Origin of the sequence: Streptomyces sp. NPDC004610, from assembly GCF_040609715.1 — a bacterium.
In the GTDB taxonomy this organism is placed as follows: domain Bacteria; phylum Actinomycetota; class Actinomycetes; order Streptomycetales; family Streptomycetaceae; genus Streptomyces.
The window spans coordinates 86659-105711 of the sequence record NZ_JBEXLA010000022.1 but is presented as its reverse complement, the minus strand read 5'-3'; the positions used below and the strand labels follow the sequence as shown (position 1 = coordinate 105711).

At 70.4% G+C, this 19053-nt stretch carries 21 protein-coding genes and 4 tRNA genes; 19 read left to right on the top strand and 6 right to left on the bottom strand.

What is annotated here, in order from left to right; all coding sequences use genetic code 11:
• Positions 1-116: 116 nt before the first annotated feature.
• Positions 117-605, bottom strand: a complete 489-nt coding sequence (locus ABZX40_RS24200) for a YajQ family cyclic di-GMP-binding protein (RefSeq protein WP_355741533.1) — start codon at positions 603-605, stop codon at positions 117-119.
• Positions 606-830: 225 nt separating this feature from the next.
• Here ABZX40_RS24200 and ABZX40_RS24195 point away from each other — a divergent pair.
• Positions 831-912, top strand: a tRNA-Tyr gene (locus ABZX40_RS24195).
• Positions 913-1142: 230 nt separating this feature from the next.
• On the top strand, positions 1143-1355 hold the full coding sequence (locus ABZX40_RS24190) for a hypothetical protein (RefSeq protein WP_355741534.1): 213 nt from the start codon (positions 1143-1145) through the stop codon (positions 1353-1355).
• Positions 1356-1452: 97 nt separating this feature from the next.
• On the opposite strand, the gene ABZX40_RS24185 is transcribed toward ABZX40_RS24190, so the two are convergent.
• Positions 1453-2109, bottom strand: a complete 657-nt coding sequence (locus ABZX40_RS24185; RefSeq protein WP_355741535.1) for an SDR family oxidoreductase — start codon at positions 2107-2109, stop codon at positions 1453-1455.
• 121 nt (positions 2110-2230) lie between these two features.
• Entirely contained in the window at positions 2231-3460 is a 1230-nt protein-coding gene (locus ABZX40_RS24180; RefSeq protein WP_355741536.1) for an amidohydrolase family protein, read from the bottom strand.
• Between the two features lie 737 nt (positions 3461-4197).
• On the opposite strand from ABZX40_RS24180, the gene ABZX40_RS24175 reads away from it, so the two are divergent.
• The 9 genes from ABZX40_RS24175 to ABZX40_RS24135 all read left to right on the top strand — a co-directional run bounded on the left by ABZX40_RS24175 (position 4198) and on the right by ABZX40_RS24135 (position 9639).
• Positions 4198-4270 (top strand) — tRNA-Thr (locus tag ABZX40_RS24175).
• Positions 4271-4316: 46 nt separating this feature from the next.
• Positions 4317-4389 (top strand) — tRNA-Met (locus ABZX40_RS24170).
• An 88-nt stretch (positions 4390-4477) separates the two neighbouring features.
• The gene (rpmG, locus tag ABZX40_RS24165; protein WP_003948671.1) at positions 4478-4642 is read left to right on the top strand and encodes a 50S ribosomal protein L33; all 165 of its coding nucleotides are present in this window, start codon (positions 4478-4480) and stop codon (positions 4640-4642) included.
• A gap of 98 nt (positions 4643-4740) precedes the next feature.
• Complete coding sequence (locus ABZX40_RS24160) at positions 4741-5193, top strand: MaoC family dehydratase N-terminal domain-containing protein (RefSeq protein WP_355741538.1); 453 nt, start codon at positions 4741-4743, stop codon at positions 5191-5193.
• A 5-nt stretch (positions 5194-5198) separates the two neighbouring features.
• Entirely contained in the window at positions 5199-5627 is a 429-nt protein-coding gene (locus ABZX40_RS24155) for a MaoC family dehydratase (protein WP_355741540.1), read from the top strand.
• 170 nt (positions 5628-5797) lie between these two features.
• Positions 5798-6367, top strand: a complete 570-nt coding sequence (locus tag ABZX40_RS24150; RefSeq protein ID WP_355741542.1) for a TetR/AcrR family transcriptional regulator — start codon at positions 5798-5800, stop codon at positions 6365-6367.
• Positions 6368-6558: 191 nt separating this feature from the next.
• Entirely contained in the window at positions 6559-8079 is a 1521-nt protein-coding gene (locus tag ABZX40_RS24145; protein WP_355741543.1) for an MFS transporter, read from the top strand.
• A 70-nt stretch (positions 8080-8149) separates the two neighbouring features.
• On the top strand, positions 8150-8539 hold the full coding sequence (locus tag ABZX40_RS24140) for a DUF3291 domain-containing protein (RefSeq protein WP_355741545.1): 390 nt from the start codon (positions 8150-8152) through the stop codon (positions 8537-8539).
• A 44-nt stretch (positions 8540-8583) separates the two neighbouring features.
• A complete protein-coding gene (locus tag ABZX40_RS24135; protein WP_355741547.1) occupies positions 8584-9639 on the top strand; it encodes a UDP-N-acetylmuramate dehydrogenase in 1056 nt (351 codons plus the stop codon).
• Between the two features lie 70 nt (positions 9640-9709).
• Here ABZX40_RS24135 and ABZX40_RS24130 read toward each other — a convergent pair whose 3' ends face one another.
• Positions 9710-10342 carry an NAD(P)H-binding protein gene (locus ABZX40_RS24130; RefSeq protein WP_355741549.1) on the bottom strand — a complete coding sequence of 211 codons (633 nt, stop codon included), beginning with the start codon at positions 10340-10342 and terminating at the stop codon, positions 9710-9712.
• A gap of 127 nt (positions 10343-10469) precedes the next feature.
• Here ABZX40_RS24130 and ABZX40_RS24125 point away from each other — a divergent pair, with 127 nt between their 5' ends.
• The gene (locus ABZX40_RS24125) at positions 10470-11114 is read left to right on the top strand and encodes a TetR/AcrR family transcriptional regulator (RefSeq protein WP_355741551.1); all 645 of its coding nucleotides are present in this window, start codon (positions 10470-10472) and stop codon (positions 11112-11114) included.
• Between the two features lie 13 nt (positions 11115-11127).
• Here ABZX40_RS24125 and ABZX40_RS24120 read toward each other — a convergent pair whose 3' ends face one another.
• Both ABZX40_RS24120 and ABZX40_RS24115 read right to left on the bottom strand, forming a co-directional pair.
• Positions 11128-12165 (bottom strand): adenosine deaminase, encoded by a 1038-nt coding sequence (locus tag ABZX40_RS24120; protein WP_355741553.1) that lies wholly within the window; start codon positions 12163-12165, stop codon positions 11128-11130.
• Between the two features lie 205 nt (positions 12166-12370).
• The gene (locus ABZX40_RS24115) at positions 12371-13597 is read right to left on the bottom strand and encodes a pyridoxal phosphate-dependent aminotransferase (RefSeq protein ID WP_355741555.1); all 1227 of its coding nucleotides are present in this window, start codon (positions 13595-13597) and stop codon (positions 12371-12373) included.
• A 283-nt stretch (positions 13598-13880) separates the two neighbouring features.
• On the opposite strand from ABZX40_RS24115, the gene ABZX40_RS24110 reads away from it, so the two are divergent.
• From ABZX40_RS24110 to ABZX40_RS24080, 7 genes are all read left to right on the top strand, one after another.
• Positions 13881-13953 (top strand) — tRNA-Trp (locus ABZX40_RS24110).
• A gap of 105 nt (positions 13954-14058) precedes the next feature.
• Positions 14059-14346, top strand: a complete 288-nt coding sequence (gene secE, locus ABZX40_RS24105; protein WP_355741723.1) for a preprotein translocase subunit SecE — start codon at positions 14059-14061, stop codon at positions 14344-14346.
• A 77-nt stretch (positions 14347-14423) separates the two neighbouring features.
• Positions 14424-15338, top strand: coding sequence for a transcription termination/antitermination protein NusG (gene nusG, locus ABZX40_RS24100; RefSeq protein ID WP_355741557.1), 915 nt, complete (start codon positions 14424-14426; stop codon positions 15336-15338).
• A 241-nt stretch (positions 15339-15579) separates the two neighbouring features.
• Positions 15580-16014, top strand: a complete 435-nt coding sequence (gene rplK / locus ABZX40_RS24095; protein WP_355741559.1) for a 50S ribosomal protein L11 — start codon at positions 15580-15582, stop codon at positions 16012-16014.
• 73 nt (positions 16015-16087) lie between these two features.
• Complete coding sequence (rplA, locus tag ABZX40_RS24090) at positions 16088-16813, top strand: 50S ribosomal protein L1 (RefSeq protein WP_355741561.1); 726 nt, start codon at positions 16088-16090, stop codon at positions 16811-16813.
• 173 nt (positions 16814-16986) lie between these two features.
• Positions 16987-17841 carry a hypothetical protein gene (locus ABZX40_RS24085; RefSeq protein ID WP_355741563.1) on the top strand — a complete coding sequence of 285 codons (855 nt, stop codon included), beginning with the start codon at positions 16987-16989 and terminating at the stop codon, positions 17839-17841.
• A gap of 168 nt (positions 17842-18009) precedes the next feature.
• Positions 18010-18864 carry a DUF1396 domain-containing protein gene (locus ABZX40_RS24080; protein ID WP_355741565.1) on the top strand — a complete coding sequence of 285 codons (855 nt, stop codon included), beginning with the start codon at positions 18010-18012 and terminating at the stop codon, positions 18862-18864.
• Positions 18865-19053 lie beyond the last annotated feature (189 nt).

Sequence of the window (19053 nt, the reverse complement as noted above, 5' to 3'; positions counted from 1 at the left end):
CCGACCTGCCGCGCCGCGCCCCGCCCCGCCCCGCCCCATCGCGATCGGTGGCCCGCGGACCCGATCCGACCGGACCGACAGCCGACGACCGCGAAGCGATCACCGGCCGCTGACGATCACCGGTAGTTCACGAACTGCAGAGCGAAGTCGAAGTCCTTGCCCTTGAGGAGGGCGATGATGGCCTGGAGGTCGTCGCGGCTCTTGGAGGTGACGCGCAGTTCGTCGCCCTGGACCTGGGCCTTCACACCCTTGGGCCCCTCGTCCCGGATGATCTTCGCGACCTTCTTGGCGTTCTCCTGGGAGATGCCCTCCTCGATCGAGGCGAAGATCTTGTACTCCTTGCCCGAGAGCTGGGGCTCACCCGCGTCGAGGGCCTTCAGGGAGATACCGCGCTTGATCAGCTTGGACTGGAAGACGTCGAGGACAGCCTTCACCCGGTCCTCGGAGTTGGCCTCCATGAGGATCTTCTCGCCGGACCAGGCGATGGAGGCGCCGACGCCCTTGAAGTCGTAGCGCTGCGAGATCTCCTTGGCGGCCTGGTTGAGGGCGTTGTCGACCTCCTGCCGCTCGACCTTCGAGACGATGTCGAAACTGGAGTCGGCCATGTCCTGTGGCTCCTTGTATCAGGGGGCGAACGGGTGCGTCCCGACGTACCGCGAGCGGGCGCCGAGCCCGGCACAAGACCGGGTCCGCATCCGCACAAGCCTAGCCACCCACCTGGCTCAGGGCGCCGATCAATCGGGTGGCGGAGCACCCCTCGGCATCGGGTATTGTTTACGTCGTTGCCAGCGAGGACCGCCGAAAAGCGGTACGAAAGGCAACAAATCCCCGGCGGTGTGCCCGAGCGGCCAAAGGGAGCAGACTGTAAATCTGCCGGCTCAGCCTTCCCAGGTTCGAATCCTGGCGCCGCCACACGGAACAAAGGGTCCGTGACCTGTGCTCAGCACAGGTCACGGACCCTTTGTCATGCCGCCGCCCCCGGGTCACCGCTCATCTCACCGTGCCGCCGACGCACCGTGCCGCACCGTCTCTCTCTCCTCCCCCCCCGCGTGGTCACCTCACCCTGCCACCCCCTCGCGTGTCGCCGGACACGGCGATGTCACGGGCAGGGCGATGTCAGTGGTGGCGGGCAGACTGGGGGTATGTCGTCGCGTCGTAGGAAGTGTCCCGAGTGCCGTCGCGAGATCGCCGTCGTCGCCGGGCGGTACGCGCGGCACGACCCGCCCGGAGCACGGGAGAGCGGACGGCTCGTCTCGTGTCCGGGGTCGCGTAGCCAGGCGCAACTGGGGGCCGTGCAAGTGGGCTTGGACGGATATGTGCTGCCCGACTTTCCCGGCCAGCTGCCCCTCTTCTGACGATGCGGACAATCCCCCTCCTGGGAACCGCCCGGCGCCGACTGGCAGCGGCGGGGGCGGACCCGTGGCTAGTCGCGCCCTCGACGAACAGCCCCGCTCAGTTGCCCGCCACCGACTTCACCGCCACCGGCACCGGCGTCGAGCCGCCGATCAGCTCCAGGGTCAGGCCCGCCGTCGCCGGGGTCTCCAGCAGCTCCACCAGGATCGTGGCCACGTCGTCGCGGGAGATCGCCCCGCGCCCGGTGTGCGCCTCCAGCCGGACCAGGCCCTTGCCGGGGTCATTGGTCAGGGAACCGGGCCGCAGGATCGTCCAGTCCAGCGCGTCCAGACCCCGCACATACGCGTCGGCCGCGCCCTTGGCCCGCAGATAGATGTCGAAGACCTCGTCGCCGGGGTGCTCGGGGTCGGCGCCGTACGAGGAGACGACGACGAAGCGGCGTACGCCCGCGCGGACCGCCGCGTCCGCGAACAGCACCGCCGCGTCCTTGTCCACCGTGTCCTTGCGCGCAGCCCCGCTGCCCGGCCCCGCACCCGCCGCGAACACCGCCGCATCCGCGCCCCGCAGATGCGCCGCGACCTCCTCGACCGAGGCCGACTCCAGATCCACCAGCACCGGTTCGGCACCGGCCGCCCGCAGGGCCTCACCCTGCTCGGCACGGCGGATGATGCCCGCGACCCCGTACCCGTGCGCGGCGAGCAAGCGCTCCAGCCGCAGCGCGATCTGACCATGACCACCAGCAATCACAATGCGCATGCCTTTGACCGTACGCCCGGACAGCGGCGTTTGCCGCACGACTTCCGGGCGACCCACGGACGCACCCTCGCCTCCCCCGGCGCACGCGCGGGAGCGCGCCCTCCCCGACCTCACCACCCCGTCACGACAACTCCCCCCGCCCCTGCCGCGGCAGCCCCAACTCGGCGGCCACCGCCGAGTTGCAGTACTCCCGCACCGCGCTGGTGCGCGCCACCACCCGCCCCCGGTGCACCACGATCCGGCTGTACGCGAGGGACAGCGCGCCGGAGAGCCGCTCCCCGCGGACGGCGAGCAGTTCCGCCGGGAAACCGGCCTCCACCCGCACCTCGGGCAGCCCCAGCGCCGCCCGCGCGGCGGAGCTGACACAGTCGTAGGCGTCCTCCGGCCGCAGGCCCTCCCGGGAGGCCAGCAGAAACGCGGCCTCCAGGGGGTCGCCGCGACCGACCGGGTTCGACACGTCCCGCAGGGCGCCGCTGCCCGCGGCCACCCGGACACCGGCCGCGCGCAGCAGCCGCACCGGAGCCGTCCCCGCCCCCGTGCCCGTCCCCGCCCGGTCGATACCGCCGCAGCCGCCCTGCGGCAGACAGACGACGGTCACCCCGGCCGCGGCCAGCTGGTCGGCGGTCCTGGACGCCAGTTCGGAGGGCAGGTCGCCCAGGCCGCCGCACGGACCCAGGGTCACGCCCGGCCGCAGACCACCGGCCATCGCCGCCAGCCGGGACAGCCGGGCCGGATCGGTGGCGTCGGTGTGCAGATCGACCGGGCAGCCGTGTTCCGAGGCCACCTCCAGGACCGTCTGCGCGTAACCCGTCGGATCCGGGTCCAGATCCGGACAGCCACCCACCACCGCCGCGCCCATCTTCACCGCGTCCCGCAGCATCGCCAGCCCGTCGGCGCCGGCCAGCCCGGTCAGGACGCGCGGCACCGCCACCGTCGTCAGCTCCGCGAGCCCGCGCAGCGAACGCCGGGCCTGGAGCACGGCCTCCAGCACGCTCAGCCCCTGGACATCGCCCACCCGCACATGCGCGCGCAACGCGGTGGCACCGTGCCCGAGCTGCAGCAGCGCCGCCTCCGTGGCCCGCCGCTGGACGTCCCCGGGGTCGTACGAGACCGGGCCGTCCGCGTCGGCGGTGAGCGCGGTGTCGGAGTGCGCGTGCGGCTCGGCGGGCGCGGGCAGCAGCAGATAGCCGGACAGGTCCACGCGCGTACCCGAGCCGCGCCCGACACCCAGACTGCCCGCCGTACCGACCGCCTCGATCCGGCCATGATCCAGCCGTACGTCCACCTGCCGACCGTCCGTGAGCCGGGCGCCGCACAGGAGCAGCGACGAACCGCCGTCCGCCGGGCCCACGACCCCGGAGGACCCCGTAGATCCTGGAGACCCCCCACACCCCCCGAGCGCTTCGGACGCCCCAGGACCACCGGAGGAACCCGCAGGCACCCCCGACGGCGTCCCCGACAAGGACCCGGACGATGACCCGGACGAAGGCTCCGACGAAGACCCGGACGAGGCCCCTGACGAGGCCCCCTTGGACGACCCGGTGGCCGACCCTGGGGCCGACCCCGAGGGCGACGACGGCGTACCCGACGCGGAATCGGGCGAATGGGGCGGCTGCGGCTGGCTGTCGGGCATCGCGCTCCAGGGACTCGGCGCTCGGACGGCGGAACTCGGCGGGACAGGGCGGCATCGCGCGGGCGGGACGACATCCAGGACGGGGGAGGGGGAGGGGGAGGGGGGGAACGGTGACGGAGACAGTGAAGGGCGGCGCCGCGCGTGATCACACAGAGTGAGTCGAGCCTAGGGTGGTGATCCTTGCCTCACGGGGAGGAGCGCAATAGTCGTACCGGTGTGGTTGCCCAGGCGGGGGAGGCCCCTGAGACACCCGCGACAGCCCATGCCAGCACTCCAGCCAGCACCCAAGCCAGCACCCAAGCCAGCACCCATGGCAGCACCCACAAAAGGGCCCACAAAAGGGCCCACAACGGCGCCCGTGATGGGGCCTGCGACCGGGCCCGGACAGGGGTGGACGGGCCCGGCGAAACGGATTTGGGTGAACGGCTGCCGAGCGTGTAATGTCTTCATCGCTCGCCCCAATAGCTCAGTCGGCAGAGCGTCTCCATGGTAAGGAGAAGGTCAACGGTTCGATTCCGTTTTGGGGCTCTGGTGTGTGAGGTTCCCGTCGCAAGACGGGATCCGATCGCATCACAGCGGTGTAGCTCAGTCGGTAGAGCAAGCGGCTCATAATCGCTGTGTCACCGGTTCAAGTCCGGTCACCGCTACTCACAGTAGCCGATTGCGGGGTCGGTCCTCCGATCGGCTACTCTTTCTTGCGTTAAACATCCCATCCGTTCGTCAAGGAGCACTCACGTGGCTGCCACCGACGTCCGCCCGAAGATCACGCTGGCCTGCGTGGAGTGCAAGGAGCGGAACTACATCACCAAGAAGAACCGGCGTAACAACCCGGACCGACTGGAGATGAAGAAGCACTGCCCGCGTTGCAACGCGCACACCGCGCACCGCGAGACGCGATAACCCAAGGCTCGTTCACGAGGCCGCCCCCAGCCAGGGGGCGGCCTCGTGTCGTTTGACCGTACGACCGTGCGACGACAGACACCAGGAGGTCCGCTGCCATGGCGCTCGACCAGTCCTTCGTGGGGCGCAGCTACCCGCCCACCGAGCCCTATGAGGTGGGCCGGGAGAAGATCCGCGAGTTCGCGGAGGCCGTGGGTGACGCCAACCCGGTCTACACGGACCCGGAGGCGGCCCAGGCGCTGGGGCATCCGGATGTGATCGCTCCGCCGACCTTTGTGTTCGCGATCACCTTCAAGGCCGCGGGAGAGGTCATCGCCGACCCGCAACTGGGCCTCGACTACAGCCGGGTGGTGCACGGCGACCAGAAGTTCTCGTACGTCCGTCCGGTCCGCGCGGGGGACCGGCTGAGCGTGACCTCGACCATCGAGGCGATCAAGTCCCTGGCGGGCAACGACATCATCGACATCCGCGGCGAGGTGCACGACGAGGCCGGCACGCCCGTCGTGACCGCCTACACCAAGCTCGTGGCCCGCGCGGCCGGGGAGGCGTGAGCACCATGACCGCGAAGATCGCGTACGCCGATGTCGAGGTCGGCACGGAGCTTCCCGCGCAGAGCTTCCCGGTGACGCGCGCCACCCTCGTCCAGTACGCGGGGGCCTCCGGGGACTTCAATCCGATCCACTGGAACGAGAGGTTCGCCAAGGAGGTCGGGCTGCCGGACGTCATCGCGCACGGCATGTTCACCATGGCCGAGGCGATCCGCGTGGTGACCGACTGGACCGGGGACCCGGCGGCGGTCATCGAGTACGGGGTCCGCTTCACCAAGCCGGTCGTCGTCCCGAACGACGACAAGGGGGCCATGATCGAGGTCTCCGGCAAGGTCGCCGCCAAGCTGGACGACAACACCGTGCGGGTGGATCTGACGGCCACCAGCGGGGGACAGAAGGTGCTGGGCATGTCTCGGGCGGTCGTCCGGCTGGCCTGAGGACGGGAGACGGGGGCCTGCCCTGAGCCTGAGGGCGCCAGACGAGGGCCTGCCCTGAGCCGTGAGGGCGGGCCCCTTCCCATCGGCGGCAACCGGAGGCAGCCACCCTCCCCGTTCCCCCTGCCCCCGCTCCCTTGACTTAGTTAGTGATTGTGCACTAACTTACTCCCATGGCCAGGATGAGCGCAGAAGAGCGACGCGACAGCGTCATCCGCGCGGCGGCACGCGAGTTCGCGCGAGGTGGCTACTACGGCACCTCCACCGAGGCGATCGCCAAGCAGGTCGGCGTCTCGCAGCCTTATCTCTTCCGGCTCTTCCCGGGCAAGAAGGCGATCTTCCTGGCGACGGTCCAGTGGTGCATGAACGACCTCATCCGGACCTTCGAGGAGGCGTCCGACGGGCTGGAGGGCGAGGAGGCCCTGCACGCCATGGCGAACGCCTACATCCGGATCGTCACCGAGGATCCCGATCGGCTGCTGATGCAGATGCAGATGTACGTCACGGTCGCCGCCGCCGAGCAGGCCGGTGATCATGAACTGGGGGAGGAAGTGCGGGCCGGCTGGATGCGGCTCTGGGACACCGTGCACCTGCCGCTCGGTGGCGACGCCGCTGAGACGACCAACTTCATGGCGTACGGCATGCTCATCAACTCGCTGGTCGCGATGGGCTTCCCGCCCGGCCACCGGGTCTGGGAAGGGTGTAGTCCGTCGGCGCGGGACAAGGGCCGATCGACCACGTAGGGCTCCGCCCGGCGGCGCGCCCCTGCGTTGACGTCCGTCACTCGCCCCTCTTCGGCCCCCTCCGGCCCTTGGTCCCTGGCCCCTTGGTACTTGGTTCCTGCCTCGCTGTCCGCTCAAGTTAGTCAGCGATGACTAATTTTTGCGATCCGAAATTAGTAATCAATCACTAGATAGATCTCTCAGGGGGAGTGATGGCACAGCACAACGCACCGGGAAACAGCGACAGCGCATCGGGCATACGCCGCGGCGGTGTGGGGTGGGCGTTGGCGCTCACCGGCGCCGCCGGGTTCATGGCGGCCCTGGACAACCTCGTCGTCACCACCGCGCTGCCCTCCATCCGTGAGGACCTCGGCGGGGGGCTGCACGACCTGGAATGGACCGTGAGCGCCTATACGCTCACCTTCGCCGTGCTGCTGATGTTCGGCGCGGCGCTGGGGGACCGGTTCGGGCGGCGGCGGATGTTCATCGCCGGGCTCGCCGTGTTCACCGCCGCCTCCGCCGCCGCGGCGCTCGCACCCGGCATCGACGAGCTGATCGCCGCCCGCGCGGTGCAGGGTGTCGGCGCGGCCGTGATGATGCCGCTGACGCTGACCCTGCTCACGGCGGCCGTCCCCGCCGAGAAGCGCGGCATGGCGTACGGCGTCTGGGGTGCCGTGAACGGGCTCGCGGTGGCGTCCGGACCGCTGATCGGCGGGACGCTGACCGAACATGTGTCCTGGCAGTGGATCTTCTGGCTGAACGTTCCGCTGGGGGTCGCGCTGCTGCCGCTGGCCCGGCTGCGGTTCTCCGAGTCCTACGGCACCGGCGCCCCGCTCGACATCCGCGGCACCCTGCTGGCCAGCGGCGGGCTCTTCGGGATCGTGTACGGGCTGGTGCGCGGGCCCGCCGACGGCTGGACCAGCACACCTGTGCTGCTCGGACTGTTCGGCGGGGGCGCGCTGCTCGCCGGGTTCGTGCTGCACGGCAGCCGCGCGGACCGGCCGATGCTGCCGATGCGGCTGTTCCGGTCCCGCGCGTTCGCCGGGATCAACGCGGCGAGCATGCTGATGTTCCTCGGGATGTTCGGGTCGATCTTCCTGCTCAGCCAGTATTTGCAGGGCGTACTCGGCTACTCGCCCACCGAGGCGGGCCTCAGGATGCTGCCCTGGACCGCGATGCCGATCCTCGTCGCCCCCCTCGCCGGGATCCTGTCCGACCGCATCGGCGGACGGCCCGTCGTCGCCACCGGCCTCTTCCTCCAGGCCGCCGGGCTCGGCCACCTCGCCGTCATCGTCACCCCGGACTCCTCCTACGCCAGTCAGCTCCCCGGGCTGATCCTCAGCGGCGTCGGCATGGCCCTGTTCTTCGCACCGGCCGCAGCCCTCGTCATGGCCAGCGTCACCACCGAGGAGCAGGGCATCGCCTCCGGAGCCAACAACGCGCTGCGCGAGGTCGGCGGCGCACTCGGGATCGCCATCATGTCCTCGATCTTCGCGGCCCGGGGCGGCTACGAGACCGGCCAGACCTTTGTCGACGGACTCCGGCCCGCGCTGGTCGTCGGTGCGGCGCTGGTCGCCGTCGCCGGTGCCGCCGCCCTGGCGATCCCGGCGCGGCGACGGTCCCGGGAAGAGGCACCCGGTCCCGCCGACGCGGCCCCCGCGCGCGTGCCGGACGACGATGGCCGGCTCGACGGCTCTCTCGTCGTCGGTACCGGTACCGGTTCCCGCCCCTGACGGACGAGCACCGCAGCACCACCCCCCTCCCCTCACGACTCACGATTCAGGACTCAGAACGGAGTACGTCATGCCCACCCTTCCCTGGAGCACCCCGAACACCCCGCCGCCCGGCGCCGATGTGCATGTCTTCGCCTCCCGGTTCGAGACCCGCACCCTGTGGGGCGCCCTGGTCTTCCTCGCCCGTACGCCCCGCGTCTGGCGGCAGGCGCTGCGGGCGCCCGGCGCCTATGGGGCCGGACTCAAGGCCGAGGTCTTCAAGCGGACGTTCTGGACGTTGTCCGCCTGGGAATCGCCCGAGGCGCTCAAGGAGTTCGCCCGGTCGGGCGCCCACGGGCCCACCTCCCGGGGGCTCGCACCCCGGATGCGCGATGCCGCCTTCGTCAGCTGGACCACCTCCGCCGATCGGCTGCCGGTCGACTGGGCGGAGGCGCGGCGGCGGCTGACGGCACGGGAGTAGCGGGCGGCGCGGGGTTGTCAGTGCCGTCTCGTAGTCTTGGGCGCGTGCAGGAAATCCACGATGCCCCGCTCGCCCCGCTGACCACCTTCCGGCTGGGCGGCCCCGCGACCCGGCTGGTCACCGCGACGACCGACGCCGAGGTGATCGACGCCGTCCGCGCTGCCGACGCCTCCGGTACGCCGCTGCTGCTGATCGGCGGCGGCTCCAACCTGGTCGTCTCGGACAAGGGCTTCGACGGCACCGCCCTGCGCATCGCCACCCGGGGCTTCGAGCTGTCCGGTACGGAGCTGGAGCTGGCCGCCGGTGAGGTGTGGACGGACGCGGTCGCCCGGGTGGTGGACGCCGGGCTCGCCGGGATCGAGTGCCTGGCCGGCATCCCCGGCTCGGCCGGCGCGACGCCGATCCAGAATGTGGGGGCGTACGGCCAGGAGGTCTCCGCCACCCTCACCAAGGTCCTCGCCTACGACCGCCGCGCGGGCGAGACCGTCACGCTCACCAACGCCGACTGCGCCTTCTCCTACCGGCACAGCCGCTTCAAGGACGACCCCGAGCGCCATGTCGTGCTGCGCGTCCGCTTCCTCCTGGAGGACGCGGGCGGGCTGTCGGCGCCCCTGAGATACGCCGAGACCGCCCGCGCGCTGGGCGTCGAGGCCGGGGAGCGGGTCCCGCTGGCCGACGCGCGCGAGACCGTGCTGAAGCTGCGCGCCGGGAAGGGCATGGTCCTGGACCCCGAGGACCATGACACCTGGTCGGCCGGTTCCTTCTTCACCAACCCGATCCTCACCGACGCCGACTTCGCGGTGTTCCGGGCGCGGGTCGGCGAGTGGCTGGGCGAGGGCGCGGAACCGCCCGCGTACCCGGCGGGGAGCGGCCACACCAAGACGTCCGCGGCCTGGCTGATCGACAAGGCCGGTTTCACCAAGGGCTACGGCAGCGGCCCGGCCCGGATCTCCACCAAGCACACCCTCGCCCTCACCAACCGGGGCGAGGCCACCACCGACGACCTCCTCGCCCTCGCCCGCGAAGTGGTCACCGGGGTCCGGGACGCCTTCGGCATCAGGCTGGTCAACGAGCCGGTGACGGTGGGCGTGAGCCTTTAGGCCCGCCTGGCTAGGGGGAGCTAGGCCCGCCTAGGGGAGCCTCAGCTCGCAGAACCGCCGATGGCGGACGTCAATACGCCACCCCCACCCCCTGCTTCACCGTCCCCGCATCCCCCACCGCCGCCAGCATCGCGTGGGCCACGTCCGCGCGACCGAGGAAACGGCCCTTGCGCGGGAAACCGCCGATCACCCTGCGGTACACCCCGGTCAGCGGCCTGTCCTGGAGCCGCGGCGGGCGCACGGACGTCCAGTCCGTGGCACTGCGCCCCAGCTCCGCCTCCATCTCCCGCAGATCCGCGTAGATGTCCTTCAGCACGGCGGAGACGATCCCGAGGACCAGCCGGTCCAAGGGGCCCTCGCCCTCGGCCGGCGGTCCGACCGGTGCCGCGCTGACCACCACCAGCCGCCGGACATGCTCGGCCTCCATCGCCTCCAGCACCGTACGGGTCAGCCGGGTCGTCACCCCCGCGGCCTTGCGGCTGGTGGCCCCGAGCCCGGACAGCACGGCGTCCCGCCCGGCGACCGCCGCCCGGACCGCCCCCGGATCACCGAGGTCGGCGCGGACCACCTCCAGGCCCGTACCCGTCACCGGCAGCCGGGCGGGGTCCCGTACCACCGCTGTGACCCGGTGGCCGGCGGACAGGGCCTGGCGGACGATCTCACGGCCGACACCGCCGGTCGCGCCGAAAACGGTGAGTTCCATGGCGTACTCCTACCAACTTGGTCGATCCACTGGACGAGTGCTCGGTGAGTGTTCACTCACCTCCCTCTCCTCTAGAGTGGGTAAGTACTCACCCACCCGTCAAGGGCAGAGCGGAAGGCCATGATCCTTGGACCCGACAGACGAGGCGCAGCAGCCGGACACGGCACCGCGGAAACCGGCCCGTGGCCGCATTCTCGACGCCGCGCACGAGCTGATGCTCACCGTGGGGCTCGCCCGCGCCACCACCAAGGAGATCGCCCGCGCCGCCGACTGCTCCGAGGCCGCGCTCTACAAGTACTTCGGCAGCAAGGAGGAACTCTTCATCCAGGTGCTGTCCGAGCGGCTGCCCCGGCTCGGCGCCCTGCTGAGCGGCCTCGCCGCCGAGCCGGGCCGCGGCTCACTGGAGGAGAACCTGACGGACATCGCCCGCCAGGCGTCCCTGTTCTACGAGCAGAGCTTCCCGATCGCCGGATCGCTGTACGCCGAGACGCGGCTCAAGCGGCGGCACGACGAGGTGCTGCGCGAGCTGGGGCGCGGACCGCACATCCCGATCCAGGCCCTGGAGGCCTATCTGCGGGCCGAGCGGGAGGCGGGCCGGGTGCGCCCCGACGCGGACCCCTTCGCCGCCGCCTCCCTGCTGCTCGGCGCCTGCGCCCAGCGCGCCTTCGCCTACGACTCCACCCCGGACGGGCGACGGCCCCCCGTCGACGACTTCGCCCGCCGCCTCGCCCGCACCCTGATGGCCGCCATCGCCGCCCCGCCGGCCGGGTGACCCGCCGTCCCCCTCACACGGGCGCCGTCAGCCACTCGTCCACCCCCGCCAGCAGCCGCCCCTTCACATCCTCCGGCGCCGCCGACGCCCGCAGCGACTGCCGGGCCAGCTCGGCCAGCTCGGCGTCCGAGAAACCGTGGTACTCGCGGGCCACGTCGTACTGCGCCGCCAGCCGCGCCCCGAACAGCAGCGGGTCGTCCGCGCCCAGCGCCATCGGCACCCCCGCCTCGAACAGCGCCCGCAGCGGCACGTCCTCCGGCTTCTCGTACACCCCCAGCGCCACATTGGACGTCGGGCACACCTCGCAGGTGATCTGCCGGTCCGCGAGCCGCTTCAGCAGCCGCGCGTCCTCCGCCGCGCGCACCCCGTGCCCCACCCGGTCCGCGTGCAGATCGTCCAGACAGTCCCGCACCGACGCCGGGCCGGTCAGCTCGCCGCCGTGCGGGGCCGACAGCAGCCCGCCCTCGCGCGCGATGTGGAAGGCCCGGTCGAAGTCGCGGGCCATGCCCCGGCGCTCGTCGTTGGAGAGCCCGAACCCGACCACACCCCGGTCCGCGTAGCGCACCGCCAGCCGGGCCAGGGTGCGGGCGTCCAGCGGATGCTTCATCCGGTTCGCCGCCACCAGCACCCGCATCCCGAGCCCGGTCTCCCGGCTCGCCGAGTCCACCGCGTCCAGGATGATCTCCAGCGCCGGGATCAGCCCGCCCAGCCGGGGCGCGTACGACGTCGGGTCGACCTGGATCTCCAGCCAGCCCGAGCCGTCCCGCACATCCTCCTCGGCGGCCTCCTTCACCAGCCGCTGGATGTCCTCCGGCTCCCGCAGACACGACCGGGCGGCGTCGTACAGCCGCTGGAAGCGGAACCAGCCCCGCTCGTCCGTGGCCCGCAGCTTCGGCGGCTCGCCGCTGACCAGCGACTCGGTCAGCGCGTCGGGCAGCCGCACCCCGTGCTTGTCGGCCAGTTCCAGCAGGGTCGCCTGACGCATCGAACCGGTGAAGTGCAGGTGCAGATGCGCCTTCGGTAGAGCGGAGACATCACGTACGCGTTCCATCCCAGGATCCTGCCGCACCGCCGTCGCGTGCCGGTACCGCTTTCCCCGTTCGTGGTCTTGCTCGCACAAACAAATGGTGCGGAGACGAAGAACGGAGACGAACAACCGAGACGAAGAAGAGGACGACGAAGGAGACAAAGAGAAGGAGGGGCACCCCCGATCAGTTCAAGGGTGCCCCTCCGGGGCGGAAACCGCTCGGACGACCTCAGTCGCGCGCCTCCGCCAGCAGCTTCTGGATCCGGCTGACGCCCTCGACCAGATCCTCGTCACCGAGCGCGTACGACAGCCGCAGATAGCCCGTCGTACCGAACGCCTCGCCGGGCACCACCGCGACCTCCACCTCCTCCAGGATCAGCGCGGCCAGCTCGACGCTGCTCTGCGGACGCTTGCCGCGGATCTCCTTGCCGATCAGCGCCTTCACCGACGGGTACACATAGAACGCGCCCTCGGGCTCCGGGCAGACCACGCCGTCGATCTCGTTCAGCATCCGCACGATCGTCCTGCGGCGCCGGTCGAACGCCTCGCGCATCTTCGCCACCGCGGTCAGATCACCGGAGACGGCGGCCAGCGCGGCGGCCTGCGAGACATTGGCGACGTTCGAGGTGGCGTGCGACTGGAGGTTGGCTGCCGCCTTGACGACATCCTTCGGGCCGATGACCCACCCGACCCGCCAGCCGGTCATGGCGTACGTCTTGGCCACGCCGTTGACCACGATGCACTTGTCGCGCAGCTCGGGCAGCAGGGCCGGCAGCGAGGTGGTGACCGCGTCGCCGTAGACCAGGTGCTCGTAGATCTCGTCGGTCAGGACCCACAGGCCGTGCTCCAGGGCCCAGCGGCCGATGGCCTCGGTGTCCTCACGGGAGTAGACCGCGCCGGTGGGGTTGGAGGGGGAGACGAACAGGACGACCTTGGTCCGCTCGGTGCGGGCGGCCTCCAGCTGCTCGACGCTGACCCGGTAGCCGGTCGTCTCATCGGCGACCACCTCCACCGGGACACCGCCGGCCAGCCGGATCGACTCGGGGTACGTCGTCCAGTACGGCGCCGGGACGATCACCTCGTCGCCCGGGTCGAGGATCGCGGCGAACGCCTCGTAGATCGCCTGCTTGCCGCCGTTGGTGACGAGGATCTCGGAGACCTCGGGCTCATAGCCGGAGTCGCGCAGCGTCTTGGCGGCGATGGCGGCCTTCAGCTCGGGCAGACCACCGGCCGGTGTGTACCGGTGATACTTGGGGTTCTTGCACGCCTCGACGGCGGCCTCGACGATGTAGTCCGGCGTCGGGAAGTCGGGCTCGCCCGCGCCGAAGCCGATGACCGGACGTCCGGCGGCCTTGAGGGCCTTGGCCTTGGCGTCCACGGCGAGGGTGGCGGATTCGGAGATAGCCCCGACGCGGGCGGAGACCCGGCGCTCGGTGGGAGGGGTTGCAGCGCTCATGGGACCCATGGTTTCAGACCCGAAACCCGCCCGGCACGCGGGTTTCATCTACTGAACAGTGCCGGGGGGCGGCCAGAACATCCTTCCGGAACCTCCGCGTGGCCTGGTGATCTTCCGGTGATCTGCACCCGAACCCGTACGGACAGCGCTTCCACGAGCGCATTCTGTTCGACGCCCGGCCCCGGAGCACGTACACTCTCACCTCGTTGGCCTTCAGCGAGCCCGCACTCACCCGGTGCACACCGAGCACCCGGGCGGATGCGGTACGTTGGGGGGCACGCGAAGGGTCGTAGCTCAATTGGTAGAGCACTGGTCTCCAAAACCAGCGGTTGGGGGTTCGAGTCCCTCCGGCCCTGCTCCACACTCCATCAGGATGTGTGCGCAGGTACTACAGCATTGCACCGCCGTGCGGCTCGGACCGGGCGCGGCACGGCCACGACCCGGGACCAGGTGAGGATGAAGTGACGGACGCCGTGGGCTCCATCGACACGCCTGATGCCCAGGATGAGACGCCGGAGTCGAAGAAGAAGACTCGTAAGGGCGGCAAGCGCGCGAAGAAGGGTCCGCTGAAGCGGCTCGCGCTGTTCTACCGCCAGGTCGTCGCCGAACTTCGCAAGGTCGTCTGGCCGACGCGCAATCAGCTGACCACGTACACCACCGTGGTGATCATCTTTGTCGTCATCATGATCGGCCTTGTGACCGTGATTGACTATGGGCTCGACAACGCCGCGAAGTACGTCTTCGGCTGAGCCTAGAGCGAAGGGCGCCCTGACCGGCGCCCCTTTCGCGTGTTCCACCCCTATGTATCCAGGAAGAAGCAGCCACCGTGTCTGACGCCAACCTGAACGAGTCCTATGAGTCCCACGAGCCGGACGACTCCGTGGACGACGAGGTCGACATCGTTGAGGGCGCGGACGCGGATCTGGACGAGGCCGAGGCCGCCGACGCCACCGCGGGCGAGCCCGCCGAGGAAGCCGCCCTCCACGCCGAGGACTCCGAGGACGAGGATTCCGACGACGAGGATTCCGACGACGCCGAGGAGGCGGAGGACGCCGACGAGGCGGCTGCCGAGGACGACGACGCCGCCGACGAGTCCGAGGAGCCCCGCGAGCCCGAGCCCCAGCTGGACCCGGTCACCGCGCTCCGCGAGGAACTGCGCGTCCTCCCCGGCGAGTGGTACGTGATCCACACCTACGCGGGTTACGAGAACCGGGTGAAGACCAACCTGGAGCAGCGCGCCGTCTCGCTGAACGTCGAGGACTACATCTTCCAGGCCGAGGTGCCGCAGGAAGAGGTCGTCCAGATCAAGAACGGCGACCGCAAGACGATCAAGCAGAACAAGCTCCCCGGCTATGTCCTGGTCCGGATGGATCTGACGAACGAGTCCTGGGGCGTCGTCCGCAACACCCCCGGTGTCACCGGCTTCGTGGGCAACGCCTACGACCCCTACCCGCTGACCCTGGACGAGATCGTCAAGATGCTCGCCCCGGAGGCCGAGGAGAAGGCCGCCCGTGAGGCCGCCGAGGCCGAGGGCAAGCCGGCGCCGCAGCGCAAGGTCGAGGTCCAGGTGCTGGACTTCGAGGTCGGCGACTCGGTCACCGTCACCGACGGCCCGTTCGCCACGCTCCAGGCCACGATCAACGAGATCAACGCCGACTCCAAGAAGGTCAAGGGTCTGGTGGAGATCTTCGGCCGGGAGACGCCGGTCGAGCTGTCGTTCGACCAGATCCAGAAGAACTGACGGATCCGGCAGAACTGGCGGATCCAGAAGAACTGACGGATCTAGAAAAACTGAGGCAGCGCCTCACCCGGCGCCCCTGGTGGGGCGCCCCGTGGACTTCCGTGTCAGGTCAGGGGCTCTCGGCTCCTGACCTGCTCGGTTTTTAGCCGCGCATCCATACCCGTTATCGTTGTGCGGTATGCCTGTATCCGGGTGGTCCCCGATTACGGGCAGGACCCGAACTGAAAGGACCCGGAGAGCAATGCCTCCCAAGAAGAAGAAGGTCACGGGGCTGATCAAGCTCCAGATCCAGGCCGGTGCCGCCAACCCGGCCCCGCCGGTCGGCCCCGCGCTGGGTCAGCACGGCGTCAACATCATGGAGTTCTGCAAGGCGTACAACGCCGCGACCGAGTCGCAGCGCGGGTGGGTCATCCCGGTGGAGATCACGGTCTACGAGGACCGTTCCTTCACCTTCATCACCAAGACCCCGCCGGCCGCCAAGATGATCCTCAAGGCCGCGGGCGTGGACAAGGGCTCCGGCGAGCCGCACAAGACCAAGGTCGCGAAGATCACCCGCGACCAGGTCCGCGAGATCGCCACCACCAAGATGCCCGACCTCAACGCCAACGACCTGGACGCCGCCGAGAAGATCATCGCCGGCACCGCCCGTTCCATGGGCATCACGGTCGAGGGCTGATCCCACCCACCAGCAGAAGTGGCGGGGCCTGCTCGGCCCGTACCACGACTCCTAAGAAACCCCAGGAGCAGTAGTGAGCAAGCGCAGCAAGTCTCTCCGCGCTGCGGACGCCAAGATCGACCGGGAGAAGCTGTACGCCCCGCTCGAAGCCGTGCGTCTCGCCAAGGAGACCTCCACGACCAAGTTCGACGGCACCGTCGAGGTCGCCTTCCGTCTGGGTGTCGACCCGCGCAAGGCCGACCAGATGGTCCGTGGCACCGTGAACCTCCCGCACGGCACCGGCAAGACCGCCCGGGTCCTGGTCTTCGCGACCGGTGACCGTGCCGAGGCCGCGACTGCCGCGGGCGCCGACATCGTCGGCTCCGACGAACTGATCGACGAGGTGGCGAAGGGCCGGCTGGACTTCGACGCCGTCGTCGCCACCCCGGACCTCATGGGCAAGGTCGGCCGCCTCGGCCGCGTCCTCGGCCCCCGTGGTCTGATGCCGAACCCCAAGACCGGCACGGTCACCCCGGACGTCGTCAAGGCTGTCAACGACATCAAGGGCGGCAAGATCGAGTTCCGCGTCGACAAGCACTCGAACCTGCACTTCATCATCGGCAAGGTGTCCTTCGACGACACCTTGCTGGTGGAGAACTACGGCGCCGCGCTGGAGGAGATCCTCCGTCTGAAGCCGTCCGCCGCCAAGGGTCGCTACATCAAGAAGGCCGCCATCACCACCACGATGGGCCCCGGCGTTCCGGTCGACCCCAACCGCACCCGCAACCTCCTCACCGAGGAGGACCCGGCCGCCGTCTGATCCGACGGTGACCGCGCGTTCGCAGTCGCCCGACGGGCCCCGCAGCCTTCCCGGCGCGGGGCCCGTCGGGCGTTTTCCGGGGCGGGGCCGCCGGGCTTCTCCGGGCCCTGTCCCGCCCGGCTGTCAGTGGCCTGAGCTACCGTGCGCTGACAGGACCGATACCGGGGGTGCGGATGAAGCGGGTGATCGCCGGGGCCGTCGCCGCCCTCATCGGCCTCTGCGGCTGCACCTCCGAGGGCACCCCCGCCCCCGCCCCCGACCCCAGCGACCGGGCCACCCCGACCTCCCGGGCCTCCCACCCGCCCGCCGACCGGGCCGCGCTGCGCGCCGCCGCCGACGCCACCGCGAAGGCCCGCTCCGCGCGCGTGGAGGCCGCCACGACCGTCGGCAGCTCCATCGACCTGACCTCCGAGGGCACCCTCGCCTGGGGCGACGGCCTGACCGGCACCCTGACCATCACCTACACCGGCGGCACCCTCGCCGACACCATGCGCGAGCTGGGCACCACCTCCATGGAGGCCCGCTACCTCCCCGACGCCTACTACGCGCGCATGGGCGACGCCTTCGCCGCACAGGCCGGCGGCAAGCACTGGGTGCGCTATCCCTGGAGCGCGCTGGAGCGGCTGGGCGGGGCCTCGGGGGCGTACGTCAGTGAGCAGCTGCGGGGGGCCACCCCGGACCGGTCGGTGGACTTTCTGCTCGCCGCGGACGAGGTGCGCGAGCTGGGGCCGGAGCAGGTCCGCGGCACCCGGGCCACCCGCTACTCGGCCACCTCCGAGGTCTCCGACCTGGACGACCCGGAGCTGCGCGCCCAGCTGGAGCGGGCCGGGGTCACCGTGCAGACCGTCGACCTGTGGATCGACGGGCGGGACCTCGTCGTCAAGAAGGTGGAGAAGGGCAGCGCCGCCACCGGGGAGCTGACCCAGACCGCCCACTACGACGGCTACGGCACCGAGGTCCAGGTCGAGCCGCCGCCCGCCGCCGACACCCAGGACTTCCAGGACCTGCTGGCGTCACCGGGCCCCTGAGGGCCCCTCGGGGAATTCCCGGGCCGCTGTCAGTGCCCTGGGATAGGCTCACGAGCCGGATCACTGTGTACCGGCCATGCATGGACCATGAACGGTCCCGCCCGTTTCCGTGATCCTTTCCTGTCAGTTGCTCGCTGTTTCCGATCTTCAGTTTCCGTGGGGGGAACCATGGGTCTTTCTGTACGTACGCGCGGTGGGGCGGCCGGTGCGGGGCTGGTGGCGCTGGTGCTCGCCGGTGGCGCGGTCGGCTGCGGCAGTGAGAAGACGCTGGACATCGATCCGGCCGCCGCGGTCGCCAAAGCGGCGAAGAACACCGAGGAGATCACCTCCCTCAACTACCGGATGAAGGGTGAGGTCCCCGGCGAGGGACAGGTCGAGGGCACCGCGTCCATGAGCATGAAGCCCCTCGCCATGAGCATGAAGATGGAGGTCGCGCCGGGCGGTGCGTCCGCTCCGGAGGGCGGCGAGGTCGAGATCCGCCTCGTCGACCAGGCGATGTTCATCAACGGCGGCGAAGAGGCCGCCAAGGAGATGGACGGCAAGAGTTGGATCAAGTTCGACCTGGCCGCCCTCGGCGCCGGTGACGAACTGAGCGAGCTGGGCGGCGCCGGCCAGGCCGAGAAGAACCCGGCGAGCGAGGCCGGTTTCATGGCGGACGCCGAGGGCGTCGAGGAGGTCGGCACCGAGACCGTCGACGGTGTGGAGACCACCCACTACAAGGGCACGATCACCCTCGCCGACCTGCGCGACTCCCTCAAGGACGAGGACAAGGAGACCCGCGAGGCCCGCGAGAAGAGCCTGGAGCAGTACGAGGACCTGGGCATCGAGAAGATGACCATGGACATGTGGGTCGACGGCGAGGAGCGCACCAAGCAGTTCCGGGTGCGCGGCGACGCCGAGCAGGGCCCGATGGACGTGACGATCACCTTCTTCGACATCAACAAGCCCGTCGAGGTCAAGGCCCCGCCGGCCGCGGAGACCGTGGACCTCGCCGAGATGATGAACGACCTCCAGGCCGGCTGACCGCCCGGCCCCGCAGCGGATCCGACCGGCCCGGCAGGGCCCCGCGCCGATCCCCGTACGAGCGGATTTGCCCGACGGGGATCGGGTCACGTACTCTCCTTGAGAAGCCAAAGACCGCTGGTTGTTGCCGTGCGCTCGAATGAGGGTGCGGTGGCCGAAGGATCCGCTGAACTGCGGACGGCCCGCGCA